This is a genomic window from Microbacterium sp. Root180, from assembly GCF_001428485.1.
Classification (GTDB): domain Bacteria; phylum Actinomycetota; class Actinomycetes; order Actinomycetales; family Microbacteriaceae; genus Microbacterium.
In genome coordinates this window covers 405,644-421,857 of the sequence record NZ_LMHS01000003.1, presented here as the reverse complement: position 1 = coordinate 421,857, position 16,214 = coordinate 405,644, and the positions used below count along the sequence as shown (strand labels likewise).

Sequence of the window (16,214 nt, the reverse complement as noted above, 5' to 3'; positions counted from 1 at the left end):
GATGCCTCGGCGCTGCCGTGGGCGGGCGTGCGGCGTGTCAGGAGATCGTGAGCAGCTGGTGTCCAGCGGCCACCGTCGTGCCGGGGTTCGCGTTGATCGCGCCGATGACGCCGTCCTTGTGCGCCTGGATGGGCTGCTCCATCTTCATCGCCTCGAGCACGACCACGAGGTCGCCCTTGACGACCTGCTGGCCCTCCTCGACGGCGATCTTCACGACCGTCGCCTGCATCGGCGACTTCACTGCGTCGCCGGATGCGCCCGACACCACCGAGGGGGAGTGCGAGCGTCGCGACGGCGGCACGGCGACGGGGCGGCCGGCGACTCCCGGGGCGGCGACCACGCGATCGGGCAGGCTCACCTCGAGGCGCTTGCCGGCGACCTCGACGACCACGGTGTGACGGTTCTCGCTCGGCTTGGGCGCCTCGAGCTCGCCATCCCACGGGGGGATGTCGTTGTCGAACTCGGTCTCGATCCACCGCGTGAACACACCGAACCGGCCGTCCTCCGCCGTGAAGGCGGGGTCGCGCACGACCTTGCGGTGGAACGGCAGCACCGTCGGCATGCCGGCGACCTCGAACTCGTCCAGAGCGCGCCGCGAGCGCTCGAGCGCCTCGGCGCGGTCGCGGCCGGTCACGATGATCTTGGCCAGCAGCGAGTCGAACGCGCCCGAGACGCTGTCACCGGCGGTGACGCCCGAGTCGAGGCGGATGCCGGGACCGCCGAACGTCTTGAAGACGTGGATCGGGCCGGGCTGGGGGAGGAAGCCGCGTCCGGGATCCTCTCCGTTGATCCGGAACTCGATGGAGTGGCCGTCCGCGACCGGGTCGTCGTACCCGAGCTCCTCGCCCTCGGCCAGGCGGAACTGCTCGCGCACGAGGTCGACGCCGGTGATCTCCTCCGAGACCGGGTGCTCTACCTGCAGGCGGGTGTTCACCTCGAGGAACGAGATCGTCCCGTCGGCGCCGATCAGGAATTCGCAGGTGCCCGCACCGACGTAGCCGACCTCCTTGAGGATGGCCTTGGACGCCTCGTACAGGGTCTTGTTCTGCTCGTCCGTGAGGAAGGGGGCCGGTGCCTCTTCGACCAGCTTCTGGTGCCGGCGCTGCAGTGAGCAGTCGCGGGTCGAGATGACCACGACGTTGCCTGCGGCATCCGCCAGGCACTGCGTCTCGACGTGTCGCGGCTTGTCGAGGTACTTCTCGACGAAGCACTCGCCGCGCCCGAAGGCGGTGATCGCCTCGCGCGTGGCGGATTCGAAGAGCTCGGGGACCTCGTCGATGGTGCGGGCGACCTTGAGTCCGCGTCCGCCGCCGCCGTAGGCGGCCTTGATCGCGATCGGAAGGCCGACCTGCTCGGCGAACGCGATGACCTCGTCGGCGCCGGCGACCGGTCCGGGGGTGCCCGGGGCGAGCGGCGCCCCGACCTTCTCGGCCACAGCGCGAGCGGTGACCTTGTCGCCGAGGGATTCGATGGCCTCGGGCGAGGGGCCGATCCAGACCATGCCGGCGCCGATCACGGCGCGGGCGAAATCGGCGTTCTCGGCGAGGAAGCCGTAACCGGGGTGCACGGCGTCGGCACCCGAGCGGCGGGCGATCGAGAGGATCTTGTCGATGGACAGGTAGGTGTCGGCGCTCGTCGAGCCGTCGAGGGCGTACGCCTCGTCTGCGAGGCGCGCGTGCATCGCGTCGCGGTCCTGGTCGGCGTAGACGGCGACGGACGCCTTTCCGGCGTCGCGGGCGGCGCGGATGACGCGGACGGCGATCTCGCCGCGGTTGGCAACGAGAACCTTGGCGATCTGGGGCATGGTTGCCAGCCTAACCAAGCGTCGCCGCCCCGTTTTGAGTGGTTCGTACAAGAACGGGGCCGAAACGTGGGACTCCTACTACAACGCGCGGTCGGCGGGGAACCCGTCGTCGATGGCGGGCCGGAGCGACGGATCGGTCGTGTGCCAGAGCTGCGCCCAGTCCACGCCGAGGTCGCGCACCAGGCGGCGCAGCGTCGACACCGACATGCCCACGACGGTGGACGGGTCGCCCTCCACGCGGGTGATGAACGCCCCGCCGAGACTGTCCACCGTGAACGCGCCGGCGACGTGCAGGGGCTCGCCGGAAGCGACGTACGCGTCGATCTCGGCATCGGTCACATCGTCGGCGAAGGTGACGGATGCCTCGGCCACGGCGTGCACCTCGCGTGCGGCGGCCCCCGGCGCGATGCGCACGACCGCGTGACCGGAGTGGAGCACCCCGGTGCGTCCGCGCATCGCATGCCACCGGGCGACGGCGTTCTCGGCGGTGTGGGGCTTGCCCAGCACCTCGCCGTCGAGCTCGAACATCGAATCGCCGCCGATGACGACGCCGTCGAACGACGGATCGTCGTCGGCGAGGCGGGCAGCCACATCGGCCGCCTTCCGGCGCGCGAGCAGGAGCACATGCTCGTCCGGCGAAAGGGTGCGGGCCTCCGCAGCCTCGACCGCCGCGACGACCGCCTCTTCGTCGACGTCGGGCGCCACGGTCAGCGGGCGGATGCCGAACTGCTGCAGCAGCATCAGCCGGGCGGGGGACGTCGAGGCGAGACACACGCGCATGGCACCACCGTAGGCTCTTCCCCGTGGTGGACACGACAGCGGACGACGGACCGATCATCGACCTCGAGATCGGCGATGTCGCCCACGGCGGCGTCTTCGTCGCTCGCCACGAGGGGCGGGTCGTGTTCGTGCCGGACGTGCTTCCCGGTGAGCGGGTCGTCGCCCGCCTCACCGACACGCGAAAGTCCTCCTTCTGGCGGGCGGAGGCGCTGGAGGTGCGCGAGGCCTCGCCTCACCGCCGACCGCACGTGTGGCGCCAGGCCGACATCCACGTCGCACCCGGGCTGCGGCCGGGCGGCGCCGACTTCGGGCACATCCACCTGGCGCACCAGCGCGAGCTCAAGCTCCACGTGCTGACCGATGCGCTCCAACGCTTCGGCGGACTCTCCGACCCCGACGTCGCGCTCCTCCCCGCTGGCGCGACGGATGCCGCGTCCCCCGAGACCTCCGATGGAACGGGCTGGCGCACGCGCGTGAGCCTCCACGTGGATGCGGACGGCCGTATCGGGCCGTACGCGGCGCGCAGCCACCGCGTCATCGACGTCGACGCCCTGCCGCTCGCGACCGTTGCGCTGGAGAACGCGGCCCTCGCGCTGCGCAGCGGGGATCCCGGGAGAATCGACCTCGTCCAGCCCGCGGACGGGCGTGTGCGGGTGCTTCCCCGTCCGGTGGAGGCGCGTGGAAGAGGCCGTGGGCGGTCCCCGCGCCGCGCACCGGCCGCGGAACCCGAGGTCATCGTCGAGCAGGTGGGCGATCGCCGGTTCCAGGTCGACGCAGGCGGATTCTGGCAGGTCCACCGGCTGGCGGCATCCACCCTCCACGACACCGTCGCCGCCGCGCTGCGCGGGGTGGGCGGGATCGATCCCGACGCGTGGCACCTCGATCTCTACGGCGGGGTTGGACTCTTCGCGGCCACGATCGCCGACCAGGGCGGGCCGGCCACGCGGGTCACCACGGTGGAGTCCGATCCCCGCGCCACCGTGCACGCCGGCGAGAACCTCGCCGAGTGGGTCGGCGCCCGCGCCGAGACCGGTCGGGTCGATCGCTGGCTCGCGAAGCTTGCAGCCGAGGCATCCGCCATCGATCGCGAGCGCCTCGCACGAGGAGCCGTGCTCCTGGATCCGCCGCGGGCGGGCGCCGGACGCGAGGTCGTCGAGTCGATCGCCGCGCTCGCACCGGCCACCGTCGTCTACGTCGCGTGCGATCCGGTGGCGCTGGCCCGCGACATCGCCACCTTCCGCGCCGCGGGCTACGAGCCGTCCCACCTGACGGCGCTGGATCTGTTTCCGAACTCGCACCACGTCGAAGCCGTGGCGACCCTCACTCCGACGGGTGCCCAGGGCTAGGCTGGCGGCATGACGCGGGTAGCCCTCATCGACGACCACGAGTCCGTCCGGCTCGGTCTCGAGGCCGCATGCGCGCGCGCGGGCGAGAAGGACGTCGTGTTCTCGGGAAGCTCCGTCACGGCATACCTCACCTGGCGTGCCAGGACGGGCTCGCCTCCCGCCGACGTGGTCGTGCTCGATCTCACCCTCGGCGACGGCACGACCGTCACCGAGAACGTGCGACGGCTCGTGCTCGACGGCTCCAGCGTCATCATCCACAGCGTCGCCGACCGCCCCGCAGCCGTGCGCGAGGCGCTCGCCGCGGGGGCCGCCGGCGTGGTGAGCAAGTCGTCGCGGATCGACGACGTCATCGCCGCCGTGACGACGGTCGCGCGGGGCGAGCCGCTGAACAACGTCGAATGGGCCAGCGCCGTCGAGGGCGACCGCGAGTTCGCCGACGCCCAGCTGTCCGCACGCGAGCGCGAAGTGCTGCGCCTGTACGCCGCGGGTCTGCCGCTCAAGGTCGTCGCCGACCGTCTGGGTGTGGCCTACTCCACGGCGAAGGAGAACATCACCCGGGTGCGCGTGAAGTACGTCGAGGTCGGACGCCCGGCGCCGACGAAGGTCGATCTCCTGCGCCGCGCGATGGAGGACGGGATCCTCGCCGAATCGGCGGCGGAGCCGGGAGGCGGTGCCGGTGACGGCTGAGGCACCCGTCTCGCTCCTCGACAGTGCGTGGGGCCAGATCCCGCGCTCGCGCGAGGCTACCGCCGGCATCGGCTCGTTCACGCGCACGCGAGTCGAGCGGATCATCTCGATCGTCGCGGGGTTCGGCTCCCTCGTACTCGGTGCGCAGGCGTTTCTGACGGCCCTCGGGCCTGGCGAGGAGCGCGAGGGCTGGCACTTCCCGCTCATGCTGTTCGTCTTCGTACCGCTCGCCGTCATGATCCTGGCGTGCTTCGTCGGACGCGGTGTGCGCGTGTGCGCGGGCGTCTTCGCGTTCGCGTACGTGCTCGCGCTCATCGCATGGCCTGTGGCGTCCGCAGGCTCGCACCCCGATCCGACCAGTCAGCCCTGGATCTGGTTCCTCGTCAACATCGCGACGCTGGCCGCCGTGCTGGCCTTCCCGCTCCCCGTGCAGATCGCCTGGACGATCCTGTGCCCGCTGCTGTTCGGGTTCGTGCGGCTCATCCAGGCCGGAGATGCGGCCGGGGTCTTCCTCCCGCCGCTGGGCCTGGACGTCTCGTTCGCCCTCATCCTGGGCGGCGTGATCCTCACGCTGGGCTGGATGTTCCGCTCGGTGGCGGCGAACGTCGACGAGACGCGGGCGCGCGCGGTCGCGTCGTACGCCACGGCGGCGGCGGCGGATGCTGCCGAGCAGGAGCGCGTCGCGGTGGCGGCCCTCATGCACGACAGCGTGCTGGCGGCCCTCATCGCAGCGGAGCGCGCCGACACCCCTCGCGCCCAGACGCTCGCGGCCGCGATGGCGCGCGAGGCACTGACCCGACTGGCCAACACCGAGCAGGACGCGCACGAGGGCCCCGACGAGCCGCGCGAGGTCGACGCGGTCGCGGACGACATCGCCGCGGGTGCGCGCGAGGTCGGCACGGCGATCGACGTCGTGCGCAGTGTCGGCCACGACAGCCCCGCCGTCCCGGGGCGCGTGGCCCGTTCCCTCACCCTGGCGGCGACGCAGGCCATCGCCAACGCGCTCCAGCACGCGGGCGGCATCGGACTCGGCGTGTCGGTCACCGGCGGTGACGGGCGCATCGCGATCGAGGTGCGCGACGCCGGCGAGGGCTTCGACCTCGCCGGCGTGCCGGACGACAGGCTCGGCATCCGCGCCTCCATCTTCGCCCGCGTGGCGGCGGTCGGCGGAATCGCCCAGATCGACTCGGGACACCACGGCACCATCGTGCGACTGGAATGGCGGGAGGGCGCCGCATGACCAGTGTCAAGAACGTCCTCGTCGCCCTCGGCGTCGCCTTCACCGCCTATATGGCGGCTCGCGGACTGTGGTGGACGGAGCCGGTCCCCTTCCCGCTCGTCGTGGTCGCCGCTCTCGGCCTGTACCTCGCCACGACGTGGATCTGCATCTTCTGGGAGCCGCCGCGGCACGAGTCCGCCGAAGAGGGCGGTCCCGAGGCATCCCTCAAGCGCCCCCAGCACCGCCTGCCGGTCCCCGCGCAGATGCTCGCCCTCGCGAGCGCGGCCATCGTCCCCACCGCGATCTCCCTCGCCGTCGGCGAGTCCTCCCGCACCGCCCCGTTCGCCACCTGGTACCTCGGCGGCATCGGCGCCCTCATGACGATCGTGATGGTCCGTCGCCGTCCGTGGACGGCCTGGATCGGCATCGCGATGCTGGCGGTGGCGTCGATGGTCTGGATGGGCTGGGCCTCGGCGCTCGCCCTCGGGCTCGTCGGCTCGATCGTGTGGGTGACGTGCGCGCAGCTGCTCGTGCTCTCACTCGATCGCGCCGCGCGCGACACCGGCCGCCTTGCGCAGCTGCAGCGCGCGGCATCCGCATGGCAGGCATCGCAGGCGATGCGCCAGCGTGAGCGCCGCGTTCAGGTGCAGGAGGCCCTCGCCGTCGCCGGTCCTGTGCTCACCCGCACCGTCGCCACCGGTGGCCGTCTCACCGAGGATGACCGGCTCGAGGCCCGCCTCGCAGAAGGGCGCCTCCGCGACGAGATGCGGGGCCCGCGCCTGCTCGACGACGATGTGCGCACGGAGCTGGAGCGCGCGCGCCGTCGCGGCGCGAACGTCACCGTGCTCGACGAAGGCGGTCTCGAAGGGCTCGACGAGAGGACGCTGTCGATCATCCGCGCGCAGCTGACGGAGGCGCTGAGATCCGCCAGTTCGGACCGCCTCTACATCCGCACCTCGCCCGACGCGCGGATCGCGGTCACCGTGGTGGGCCGTTCGCCGTCCGTCGGCGGGCCGTCCGAGGAGGACGGCGTCGACCTCTGGCGCGAGATCCCCCACCCCGGCGCGGCCTGAACCGGACGCCAACCCCACAAGAACGCTCCCCGTGTCGGTGGGGGAGGGGAACCGATACAGGGAGCGGTGAACGAGGAAGGCGAGGGGCGGCGAAGCCGCCCGCCCCTCGCCTGGCGGACTGTTACCCGAAAACAGCCCGCGTGGCCGAACCCGGATCTGCCGCAGAGCGGGAGAGCGAGTCAGCCGAACGCAGAAGCGTTCCAGCGATTCAAGTATCACCGCGGCGCGACAGGTGCGTCTGTAGGTATTTCGGGGGACATGTGCGAATCCAATGAACGACGCACCGGCGACTCAGCCCGCGTGTCTCGATACACCGCCTGCGGCGGCACTCGACAACCGGCTTCGCGGCCTGAGCCGATGGCTCAGCCCGCGTGTCTCGATACACCGCCTGCGGCGGCACTCGACAACCGGCTTCGCGGGCTGAGCCGATGGCTCAGCCCGCGAAGCGGCCCCACGTCAGGTCGCGGCGCAGAGGCTCGCGGAGGTTCCGCTGCGTGAGCGACCATGCCGTGCGCACGTCTTCCTGGGCGACGGCCTCTGCCGCCTCGCCGGCATACGCCTCGGTGACGACGGCGACGAGGGCCGCGAGCTCCTCCTCGTTCGGCGAGCCGCGCAGGACGTCGACCCGGACGCCCTCGGCGCCCTCCGCTGCCGCAGTCACAGCGGGATGTTCCCGTGCTTCTTGGGCGGCAGGCTGGCGCGCTTGCCGCGCAGCGCGCGCAGCGCCTTCGCGATCGACACCCGCGTCGCCGCCGGCTCGATGATGCCGTCCAGTTCGCCTCGCTCGGCGGCGAGGAACGGGGAGGCGACGTTGTAGGTGTACTCGTTCGCGAGACGGGTACGGACGGCCGCGACATCCTCTCCCGCCTCCTCCGCCTTCTTGATCTCGCCGCGGTACAGGATGTTGACGGCGCCCTGGCCGCCCATCACCGCGATCTCGGCAGTCGGCCACGCGAGGTTGACGTCGGCGCCGAGCTGCTTGGACCCCATCACGATGTAGGCGCCGCCGTAGGCCTTGCGCAGGATGACCGTCACCAGCGGCACCGTGGCCTCGGCGTAGGCGTAGAGGAGCTTCGCTCCGCGCCGGATCACGCCCGTCCACTCCTGATCGGTGCCGGGGAGGTAACCCGGCACATCGACGAGAGTCACGATCGGCAGCGAGAACGCGTCGCAGAACCGGACGAACCGGCTGGCCTTCTCGCCGGCCTCGATGTTGAGTGTGCCCGCCATCTGTGAGGGCTGGTTGGCGATGATGCCGACCGAGCGGCCCTCGATGCGGCCGAATCCGATCACGATGTTGGGGGCGAAGAGCGGCTGCACCTCGAGGAAGTCCTCGGCGTCCACGATGCCGCGGATCACCTGGTGGATGTCGTACGGCTGGTTGGGGGAGTCGGGGATGATCGTGTTGAGCGCGCGATCGGCATCCGTCGTCTCGAACTCGAACTCCGTCTCGTAGACCGGGAGCTCCGCCATGTTGTTGTCGGGAAGGAAGCCGAGCATCGAGCGCACGTAGTCGATCGCGTCCTCCTCGTCCTCCGCGAGATAGTGCGCGACGCCTGACCGGGTGTTGTGCGTGTACGCGCCGCCCAGCTCCTCCATGCCGACGTCCTCGCCGGTCACGGTCTTGATGACGTCGGGTCCTGTGACGAACATCTGGCTCGTCTTGTCGACCATGACGACGAAGTCGGTGAGGGCGGGGGAGTAGACCGCTCCGCCGGCGGCCGGGCCCATGATGATCGAGATCTGCGGGATCACGCCGGACGCACGCGTGTTGAGGCGGAAGATCTCGCCGTACTTGCCGAGGGCGACCACGCCCTCCTGGATGCGGGCGCCGCCGGAGTCGAGGATGCCGACGATCGGGATGCCGGAGCGCAGCGCGAATTCCATGACCTTGATGATCTTCTCGCCGGCGACTTCGCCGAGCGATCCGCCGAAGGTCGAGAAGTCCTGGGAGTACACAGCGACCGTGCGACCGTGGATCGTGCCGACCCCGGTGACGACGGAGTCGCCGTACGGACGGGACCGGTCCATGCCGAATGCTGTCGTGCGGTGTCGCACGTACTCGTCGAGCTCGACGAAGCTGCCGGTGTCGAGCAGCTGGTCGATGCGCTCGCGGGCTGTGCCCTTGCCTTTCGCGTGCTGCTTCTCTTTGGCGGTCGCCTCGGGATCGAGCACGGCCTCCTGGAAGCGGGTGCGGAGGTCGGCGATCTTGCCGGCGGTCGTCGAAAGGTCGGGCTGCTCGGTCACGGCTTCCACCTTATCGGCGGGCTTCGCGCAGCGGTTGGAGGGTTTGCACAAGGGGAGAGCGCATCCGCTGTCGACCGATTCACCTTCGCCGGTGCGCGCCCGGCGCGACGCCTGTCCGCCGTGCGCAAGTCTCACGCCCTTCTCACCCCACGATCCTCTGGCGGCCGATATCGTCGGGATCACTGTGACTGGTGTGAAATTTGATATGACGACGCGGTGGCTTCCTGCCACAGCACTGGCCGTACCGCTGGCACTCGTGATCTCCCTGCTGCCGCCCACCGGCGCCCGGGCCGGAACGAATGACCCGACGCCCGCCACCACTCCGTCCGCCTCGGCGACTCCGATGCCCGACCCCTCCGCAGAGCCGGCGCCGGAGCAGACGGACCCGGCGGCGCCGCCTCCGGTCCCCTCTCCCGAGGCGTCCGAGCGGGCCCGTGACGTCGCGGAGGAGGAGGACGGCCGGGTGATCGCCCCGATGGTCGCCCCCTCCACGGTCGCCCCCACGATTCCCACCGCCGCCCGGGTAGCGGGCATCGACCGCTTCGCCACGAGCATCGCCGCCTCCCAGGCGGCGTTCCCTGCCGGCGCGACGGCAGTCCTCATCGCGAACGGCCTCGCACCGGTGGATGGCACCGTGGCAGCGGCGATGGCGGCCCAGCTCGGCGCGCCGCTCCTCTATGTGCACCACGGATCGGTGCCTGCCGCCGTCCTGACCGAGCTCGCCAGGCTGGCTCCCCAGTCGATCGTCGTGGTCGGCGGGACGGGCGTGGTGGCCGACGCCGTGCTCACCCGGCTGCGGGCGGTCACGCCCGACGTCCGGCGCTTCGGCGGGGCGAACCGCTACGAGACCTCGCGACTCGCTCTCACCGGCCGTGGCGGCGCCTTCCCCACCGTCTACGTCTCGGGCGGGGCCAACCTCATCGACGCGCCGCTCGCCTCCTCCGCCGCCGCCGCCACCGATCGGGCGGCCCTCCTGGTGCACGGGACGGGGACGCTCGACGGCCCCACGATCTCCGCCCTGCGCGCGGTCGGCGCCAGTACCGTGGTCATCGTCGGTGGCGTGGGGACGGTCTCGGCCGCCTACGAGACGGCGCTCCGATCCGCAGGTTTCGCGGTCGAGCGGCGCGTCGCGGCGAACCGCTATGCGCAGTCGGTGCTGATGGCGCAGGACCGCCCCGTCCGCCCCGTCCGCGCCATCGTTGCCAATCCCGCGACGGACCCCGACGTCGCCGTGGCGACCGCACTCGCCGCGGTGACACGGCAGCCGCTGTATTACGCGATCGAGAAATGCGTGCCCGACGATGTCTCGGCACACCTGTCCGCGGACGGCGCGCCGATCACGGGCGTCGGCGGGGTCTACTGGCTCGAGGCCGCGGTCCTGTCCAACAGCCCGTGCGCCACGGTGCGCACCACGCTGCAGGCCAACCTGAACGCCGCGATCCGCTCCACGATGTCGCGGTACCCGGGCACGTACAGCGTGACGGTGCGCCAGATCGGCGGAATCGGCGAGGTCACGCACATCGATGGCGGTGTTCGTCGCGAGCCCGCCAGCATGCTAAAGATCTTCGCGGCGTGGGCGGCCTACAAGCGCATCGAGGAGGGTCGCGCCACGACCTCCACCCGACTCCCGTCGGGTGTGGCGCTGGGCACCTGCATCCGAATCATGATCCATGTCTCGGACAACTACTGCCACACCGACATCGCGCACTGGATCGGCATCCCTCAGCTCAACACCATGATCCGCAACGCGGGCTTCCCTAACTCGTACTACGGCTCGGTGGCACCGGGCACAAGCGTGCTCTACGCGGGCAACCGGTCTACGACGAACGACCTCTCGCTCCTCATGACCAAGCTGTCGGGCGGAACGATCCTGTCGAAGCGGTATGTGGACGCGCTCTTCTCGATCATGGGGATCCAGATCGGGCGCTCGCGGATCGCGTCGGGAATCCCCCCGGTCGCGCGGCAGGTGAGCAAGCCCGGTGCGCTGTGGATCGCGTCCGGGCTGCTGCAGGGCGACACCGCGAACGTGTACGGCATGCGTTATACCTACGCGCTGTCCATCATCGGCGACGACGGACCCCCGGCGGAAGCGTTCCGCGCAATCTCCCGAACCGTGTACGAGCATTTCCACGGACCCTTCGGCACGGCTGCGAGCTATCCGCGCGAGCAGATGAAGACCACGAAGCCGGTCGGCCTGCGGAGCTCCGCCAACGGACCGGTGGTCGTGACGGTGCCCGCCGGCACCCTCGTCGAGCAGCTGGACTCCATCCGCGACTGGTACCTGGTGCAGTACGGCACGCGCAAGCTCTGGGTGTACTACACCGGACTGCGCAACCGCTGACGACCCGCGTAGCCTGACAGCATGCCGCTTCCCGAGCACGGATACCCGCTGGCCGCCGCCGTGTCACCACGCGTGCAGGTGATCGAGTCGACCGATTCGACCAATGCCGACGTCGTCGCGCATGTCATCGACGCGCCGGACGAGTGGCCGCACCTCTCCCTCCTGCTGACGACGGATCAGCGCGCCGGGCGGGGCCGGCTCGACCGTACCTGGACGACGCCGCCGGGCACCGCCCTCGCCCTGTCCGTCGTCGTGCGCGTCGGTGGCATCCCGATCGCCTCCCGGGGGTGGATCCCGCTCATCGCGGGTGCCGCGATGACCCGGGCGATCGCCGCGCAGGTGCAGGGAACGGGCCACGATGCTCGCCTCAAGTGGCCCAACGACGTCCTGCTCGACGGCGCGAAGATCTGCGGCATCCTCGCGGAGGTCGTGCCGGAGCATCCGGATGCCGTCGTCATCGGCTCCGGCGTGAACACGCGGATGACGGCGGCCGACCTGCCGGTGGAGACGGCCACCTCGTTCGAGGCCCTCGGACTCGTCGCCGACGAGGACCGTCTGATCGCGGACTACCTCACGGCCCTGGGCGAGCAGCTCGACGCGCTCATCGCGGCCCGCGGCAGCGCATCGGCGGCCGGCCTGCGAGGCGAGATCGAGGCGCTCTGCTCGACGATCGGCAGCGACGTCGCGGTGACGCTCCCGGACGGCGAGACGCTGCGGGGCCGCGCACAGCGCATCGACGACGACGGTCGGCTCGTGGTCGTGCAGCAGTCCGAGTACGAGAGTGTCGTCTCGGCCGGAGACGTCGTCCACGTGCGCTGAGCACCGGATGACGCCCAACGGCGGTGCGCGATCGCCTGCGACGCCGTGACCCGCACAATGGGAGCATGACGCAGCCGATGAGCTACGGCGGCGGGCGCCCGATGGCCCCGGCCCCCGGGGCGCCGACGCCCGAGCTGCGCGTCGCCCGCTTCCGCGGTCACGCGAGGCGGCTCACCTGGTCGGCCCTCGTCCTGATCATCGTCGCGGGAGCGGCGGGGTATCTGTACGGCAACCTGCCGGCGCCGTTCGAGAACTGGATGCTGCTCACGGCCGCCGCCGTCGTCGTGTTCCTCCTCGTGGTGCTGCCGTTCCTCGCCTGGTCGGCGCACGTCTACACGATCACGACCCGCCGCGTCATCGAGCGCTCGGGCATCGTGGTCGCCCGGCGGCGCGAGCTCGCGCACGTGCGGGGGTACACGATCCAGGCGCGCCGCGGCATCCTGCAGCGCATGTGGGGCGCGGGCACGCTGACGCTGTCGAACGGCGTCGATCCGCCCCTGCGGCTGGCGAACGTGCCCAGCGTCGGACTCGTCCACGAAGCGCTCGTCGACCAGGTCGAGGTCAACCAGATCCTCGCCCACCGCGATGCGCAGCCGCCGCTCCCGCCTCCTCCGCCCCTTCCCGGCACCCCCTGACGCCCACCACGCCCGCGCGCGTGCGGGATGATGGACTGTCGGCAGAAAGGTGACGGTATGGCGCTGCGAGTCGGAGTCGTCGGAGGCGGGCAGCTCGCCCGCATGATGATCGCCCCCGCGGTCGAGCTCGGAGTCGACCTCCGCGTGCTGGCCGAGGAGGAGGGCATGGCCGCGTCGCTCGCGGCATCCGCCGTCGGGGACTACCGCGACGCCGATACGGTGCTCGCCTTCGCCCGCGAGGTGGACGTCGTGACGTTCGACCATGAGCACGTGCCGCAGGACGTCCTCTCGGTGCTCGTGCAGGCCGGTGTGCGGGTGCATCCGGGGCCGGATGCGCTCCGCTTCGCCCAGGACAAGCTCGTGATGCGGGCCCGCCTTGCGGAGCTCGGAATGCCGCAGCCCGACTGGGCGGCCGTCACCACGGCCGAGGAGCTGCAGGCCTTCCTCGACGACCACGGCGGCCGCGCTGTCGTGAAGACGCCTCGCGGCGGGTACGACGGGAAAGGCGTCCGCGTCGTGAGCGCGGCCACCGAGGCCGACGACTGGTTCGCGACGCTCGCGGAAGACGCCCGCGGCGGTGCGCTCCTCGTCGAGGAGCTCGTCGACTTCTCGCGCGAACTCGCACAGCAGGTGGCGCGCCGACCCTCCGGCGACGTCGCCGTCTATCCCGTCGTGGAGACGGTGCAGCGCGGTGGCGTCTGCGCCGAGGTGATCGCGCCCGCGCCGCACGCGGGCGACCGGCTGCGCGAGGTCGCCGCGGAGATCGGCGTCGCGATCGCCCAGGGGCTCGAGGTGACCGGGATGCTGGCGGTCGAGCTCTTCGAGACGACGGACGAGCGGCTCCTGGTGAACGAGCTGGCCATGCGCCCGCACAACAGCGGCCACTGGACGCAGGACGGCGCCGTCACGAGCCAGTTCGAGCAGCACCTGCGCGCCGTCCTGGACCTGCCGCTGGGTGATGCCGCCTCACGCGAGCCGTGGTCGGTCATGATCAACATCCTCGGCGGCCCCGCGGAGGGCGGACTGGACGCGCGTTTCGCGGCGGCGATGGCCGAGCACCCCGACGCGAAGGTGCATACCTACGGCAAGGCGCCCCGTCCCGGCCGCAAGGTCGGTCACGTCACGGTGGCGGGGGACGACCTGGACGACGTCGCGTATCGCGCCAGGGCGGCGGCATCCGTCTTCCTGGACTGACACCGCCGGCGACGCGGAAATCGGATGCCGGGCCGCGCCGTTGCGGGGATCTTCCAGGCTCGCGCCCTAGCCTGGTCGAGTGACCCGGCCACTGCATTCCTCTGACGCGCCTCTGGTCGGTGTCGTGATGGGCTCCGACTCGGACTGGCGGGTCATGAGCGACGCCTCGCAGGTCCTCAGCGACTTCGGCATCCCCCACGAGGTCGAGGTCGTCTCGGCGCATCGCACGCCCGACAAGCTGATGCGCTACGGGCGCGAGGCGCGTGGCCGCGGCCTCCGCACCGTTATCGCGGGCGCGGGCGGCGCCGCCCACCTGCCCGGCATGCTGGCCTCGGTCACCGCTCTCCCGGTGATCGGCGTCCCCGTTCAGCTCTCCACGCTCGACGGACTGGACTCGCTGCTCAGCATCGTGCAGATGCCCGCCGGCATACCGGTCGCGACCGTGTCGATCAACGGCGCGAAGAACGCCGGACTGCTCGCCGCCCGCATCCTGGGCACGTCGGACCCCGCGCTGGCCGAGCGGATCGAGGCCTACGCGCGCGACCTCGAGTCGCAGGTCGAGGAGAAGAACCGGCGGCTCAAGGACTCCCTGTGACCGTCGCCAGCCCGCCCCGGATCACCGCGGCTCCGCGAGGGGGCCGTGTCGTCGAGGAGCGTCCGCTGCGGCATCCGGATTCCTCGTCCCGCGCGATGATGACGCGCCGCGGCTGGTGGCTCGTCGCACTCAATTTCCTCGTGCCCGGATCGGCGCAGGCGGTCGCGGGGAATCGCCGCCTGGGCAAGGTCGGCCTCGCCTCGACCATCGTCCTGTGGGTGTGCGTCGTGCTCACGCTCCTCTTCGCTCTGCTCGCCCCCACCGCGGGACTGAGCGTCGTCACCGGCGCGTGGCTGCCGTCGTGGCTCGGGCTGCTCCGGCCGCTCCCGCTCCTCCTCATCCAGGGGGTCCTGCTCGCGTACGCGATCCTCTGGGTCGTGCTCACGATCGACACGCTGCGTCTCGTTCGGCTGGTCAGGACCGGCACCGGCGCGCGATTCGGCATCGCCGCCGTCGCAGTCGCCCTCCTCTTCATGGCGAGCGGATCCGCGGCCTATGCATCGAGCGCCGTCGGCACGGCCAGGGAGACCCTCGGATCGATCTTCGAAGCGACGGGTCCGGCTGTGCCGCCGTCGGACGGGTACTACAACATCCTCCTGCTGGGTGCCGACAGCGGCGAGGGACGCGACTCGATGCGATTCGACAGCATCTCGGTGGTCTCGGTCAACGCCGAGACGGGCGCGACCACGATCACCGGCATCCCCCGCGACATGCCCCACTTTCCGTTCGCCGAAGGTCCGATGCAGGACCGCTACCCGAACGGCCACGAAGGTCACGCTGACGCGTCGTGCGGGTGGGGAAGCGGCATCAACCAGCTGCGCACCGAGGTGGAGGTGTGCCAGGACGGTGACACGCTCTATCCCGACGCGACCGCCAACTCGTCCGCTCCGGCCATCGAGGCGACGAAGGATGCAGCCGAGGGCATCCTCGGCATCGAGATCCCCTACTACGTCTTCGTCGACATGCACGGCTTCGCCTCGCTCATTGACGCGCTGGGCGGCGTCGACATCACGGTCGCCGAGCGCCTGCCGAAGGGCGGCGGTCCCGCGTACGAAGGGCAGCCGGCCGAGGAGTGGGCGATCGGCTGGATCGAGGCGGGCGAGCAGCACATGAGCGGCGACACCGCGCAGTGGTACGCCCGCTCGCGCTACACCACCTCGGACTTCGACCGCATGGAGCGTCAGCGCATCCTGCAGCAGGCCATCCTGGCGCAGTTCACGCCGCAGACCGTGCTGACCCGCTTCCAGGACGTCGCGGCCGCCGGAGCCGACATCGTCGAGACCGACCTGCCGCAATCGCTTCTGCCGACCCTCGCCGATCTGGCGCTCAAGGCGAAGGAGCTGCCCGTCACGACCATCGAGCTGACGCCCGAGGGCGGCATCGACGAGTACGAGCCCGACTACGCGTACATCGCCGAGCTCGTCCGCACGACCCTGCACCCGCCCACGCCCACCCCGACTCCGGAGGGCTGAGC

The 16,214-nt window shown here is 71.2% G+C and carries 14 protein-coding genes; 10 read left to right on the top strand and 4 right to left on the bottom strand.

What is annotated here, in order from left to right; all coding sequences use genetic code 11:
• Window positions 1-37 precede the first annotated feature (37 nt).
• Entirely contained in the window at window positions 38-1,804 is a 1,767-nt protein-coding gene (locus ASD93_RS09405) for an acetyl/propionyl/methylcrotonyl-CoA carboxylase subunit alpha (protein WP_056121640.1), read from the bottom strand.
• Window positions 1,805-1,882: 78 nt separating this feature from the next.
• The gene (locus ASD93_RS09400) at window positions 1,883-2,584 is read right to left on the bottom strand and encodes a Maf family protein (protein ID WP_056121638.1); all 702 of its coding nucleotides are present in this window, start codon (window positions 2,582-2,584) and stop codon (window positions 1,883-1,885) included.
• Between the two features lie 23 nt (window positions 2,585-2,607).
• Between ASD93_RS09400 and ASD93_RS09395 the strand changes: the two genes are divergently transcribed.
• Genes ASD93_RS09395 through ASD93_RS09380 form a run of 4 tightly spaced genes read left to right on the top strand, consistent with a single transcriptional unit; the run spans window position 2,608 to window position 6,909 of the window.
• Window positions 2,608-3,930, top strand: coding sequence for a class I SAM-dependent RNA methyltransferase (locus tag ASD93_RS09395; protein WP_235566924.1), 1,323 nt, complete (start codon window positions 2,608-2,610; stop codon window positions 3,928-3,930).
• A 9-nt stretch (window positions 3,931-3,939) separates the two neighbouring features.
• A complete protein-coding gene (locus ASD93_RS09390; protein WP_056121637.1) occupies window positions 3,940-4,617 on the top strand; it encodes a response regulator transcription factor in 678 nt (225 codons plus the stop codon).
• Complete coding sequence (locus ASD93_RS09385; protein WP_200950657.1) at window positions 4,607-5,857, top strand: sensor histidine kinase; 1,251 nt, start codon at window positions 4,607-4,609, stop codon at window positions 5,855-5,857. Before ASD93_RS09390 ends, ASD93_RS09385 begins: the two co-directional genes overlap by 11 nt.
• A complete protein-coding gene (locus tag ASD93_RS09380; protein ID WP_056124293.1) occupies window positions 5,854-6,909 on the top strand; it encodes a hypothetical protein in 1,056 nt (351 codons plus the stop codon). The genes ASD93_RS09385 and ASD93_RS09380 overlap by 4 nt, the downstream gene beginning before the upstream one ends.
• Window positions 6,910-7,342: 433 nt before the next feature.
• Here the strand turns inward: ASD93_RS09380 and ASD93_RS09375 are convergent, their stop codons facing one another.
• Both ASD93_RS09375 and ASD93_RS09370 read right to left on the bottom strand, forming a co-directional pair.
• The gene (locus ASD93_RS09375; RefSeq protein ID WP_056121635.1) at window positions 7,343-7,570 is read right to left on the bottom strand and encodes an acyl-CoA carboxylase subunit epsilon; all 228 of its coding nucleotides are present in this window, start codon (window positions 7,568-7,570) and stop codon (window positions 7,343-7,345) included.
• Entirely contained in the window at window positions 7,567-9,156 is a 1,590-nt protein-coding gene (locus ASD93_RS09370; RefSeq protein ID WP_056124290.1) for an acyl-CoA carboxylase subunit beta, read from the bottom strand. Before ASD93_RS09370 ends, ASD93_RS09375 begins: the two co-directional genes overlap by 4 nt.
• A 205-nt stretch (window positions 9,157-9,361) precedes the next feature.
• On the opposite strand from ASD93_RS09370, the gene ASD93_RS09365 reads away from it, so the two are divergent.
• The 6 genes from ASD93_RS09365 (at window position 9,362) to ASD93_RS09340 (ending at window position 16,212) form a co-directional block, all read left to right on the top strand.
• Entirely contained in the window at window positions 9,362-11,497 is a 2,136-nt protein-coding gene (locus tag ASD93_RS09365; protein ID WP_056121633.1) for a cell wall-binding repeat-containing protein, read from the top strand.
• 21 nt (window positions 11,498-11,518) lie between these two features.
• A complete protein-coding gene (locus ASD93_RS09360) occupies window positions 11,519-12,316 on the top strand; it encodes a biotin--[acetyl-CoA-carboxylase] ligase (protein WP_056121631.1) in 798 nt (265 codons plus the stop codon).
• 65 nt (window positions 12,317-12,381) lie between these two features.
• Window positions 12,382-12,951: a PH domain-containing protein gene (locus ASD93_RS09355; RefSeq protein WP_056121629.1), complete on the top strand. Its 570-nt coding sequence runs from the start codon at window positions 12,382-12,384 to the stop codon at window positions 12,949-12,951.
• A 57-nt stretch (window positions 12,952-13,008) separates the two neighbouring features.
• Window positions 13,009-14,145, top strand: a complete 1,137-nt coding sequence (locus ASD93_RS09350) for a 5-(carboxyamino)imidazole ribonucleotide synthase (RefSeq protein ID WP_056121627.1) — start codon at window positions 13,009-13,011, stop codon at window positions 14,143-14,145.
• 127 nt (window positions 14,146-14,272) lie between these two features.
• Window positions 14,273-14,740 carry a 5-(carboxyamino)imidazole ribonucleotide mutase gene (purE, locus tag ASD93_RS09345; protein ID WP_056121625.1) on the top strand — a complete coding sequence of 156 codons (468 nt, stop codon included), beginning with the start codon at window positions 14,273-14,275 and terminating at the stop codon, window positions 14,738-14,740.
• Window positions 14,737-16,212 (top strand): LCP family protein, encoded by a 1,476-nt coding sequence (locus tag ASD93_RS09340; protein ID WP_056121623.1) that lies wholly within the window; start codon window positions 14,737-14,739, stop codon window positions 16,210-16,212. The genes purE and ASD93_RS09340 overlap by 4 nt, the downstream gene beginning before the upstream one ends.
• The last annotated feature ends 2 nt before the right edge of the window (window positions 16,213-16,214 follow it).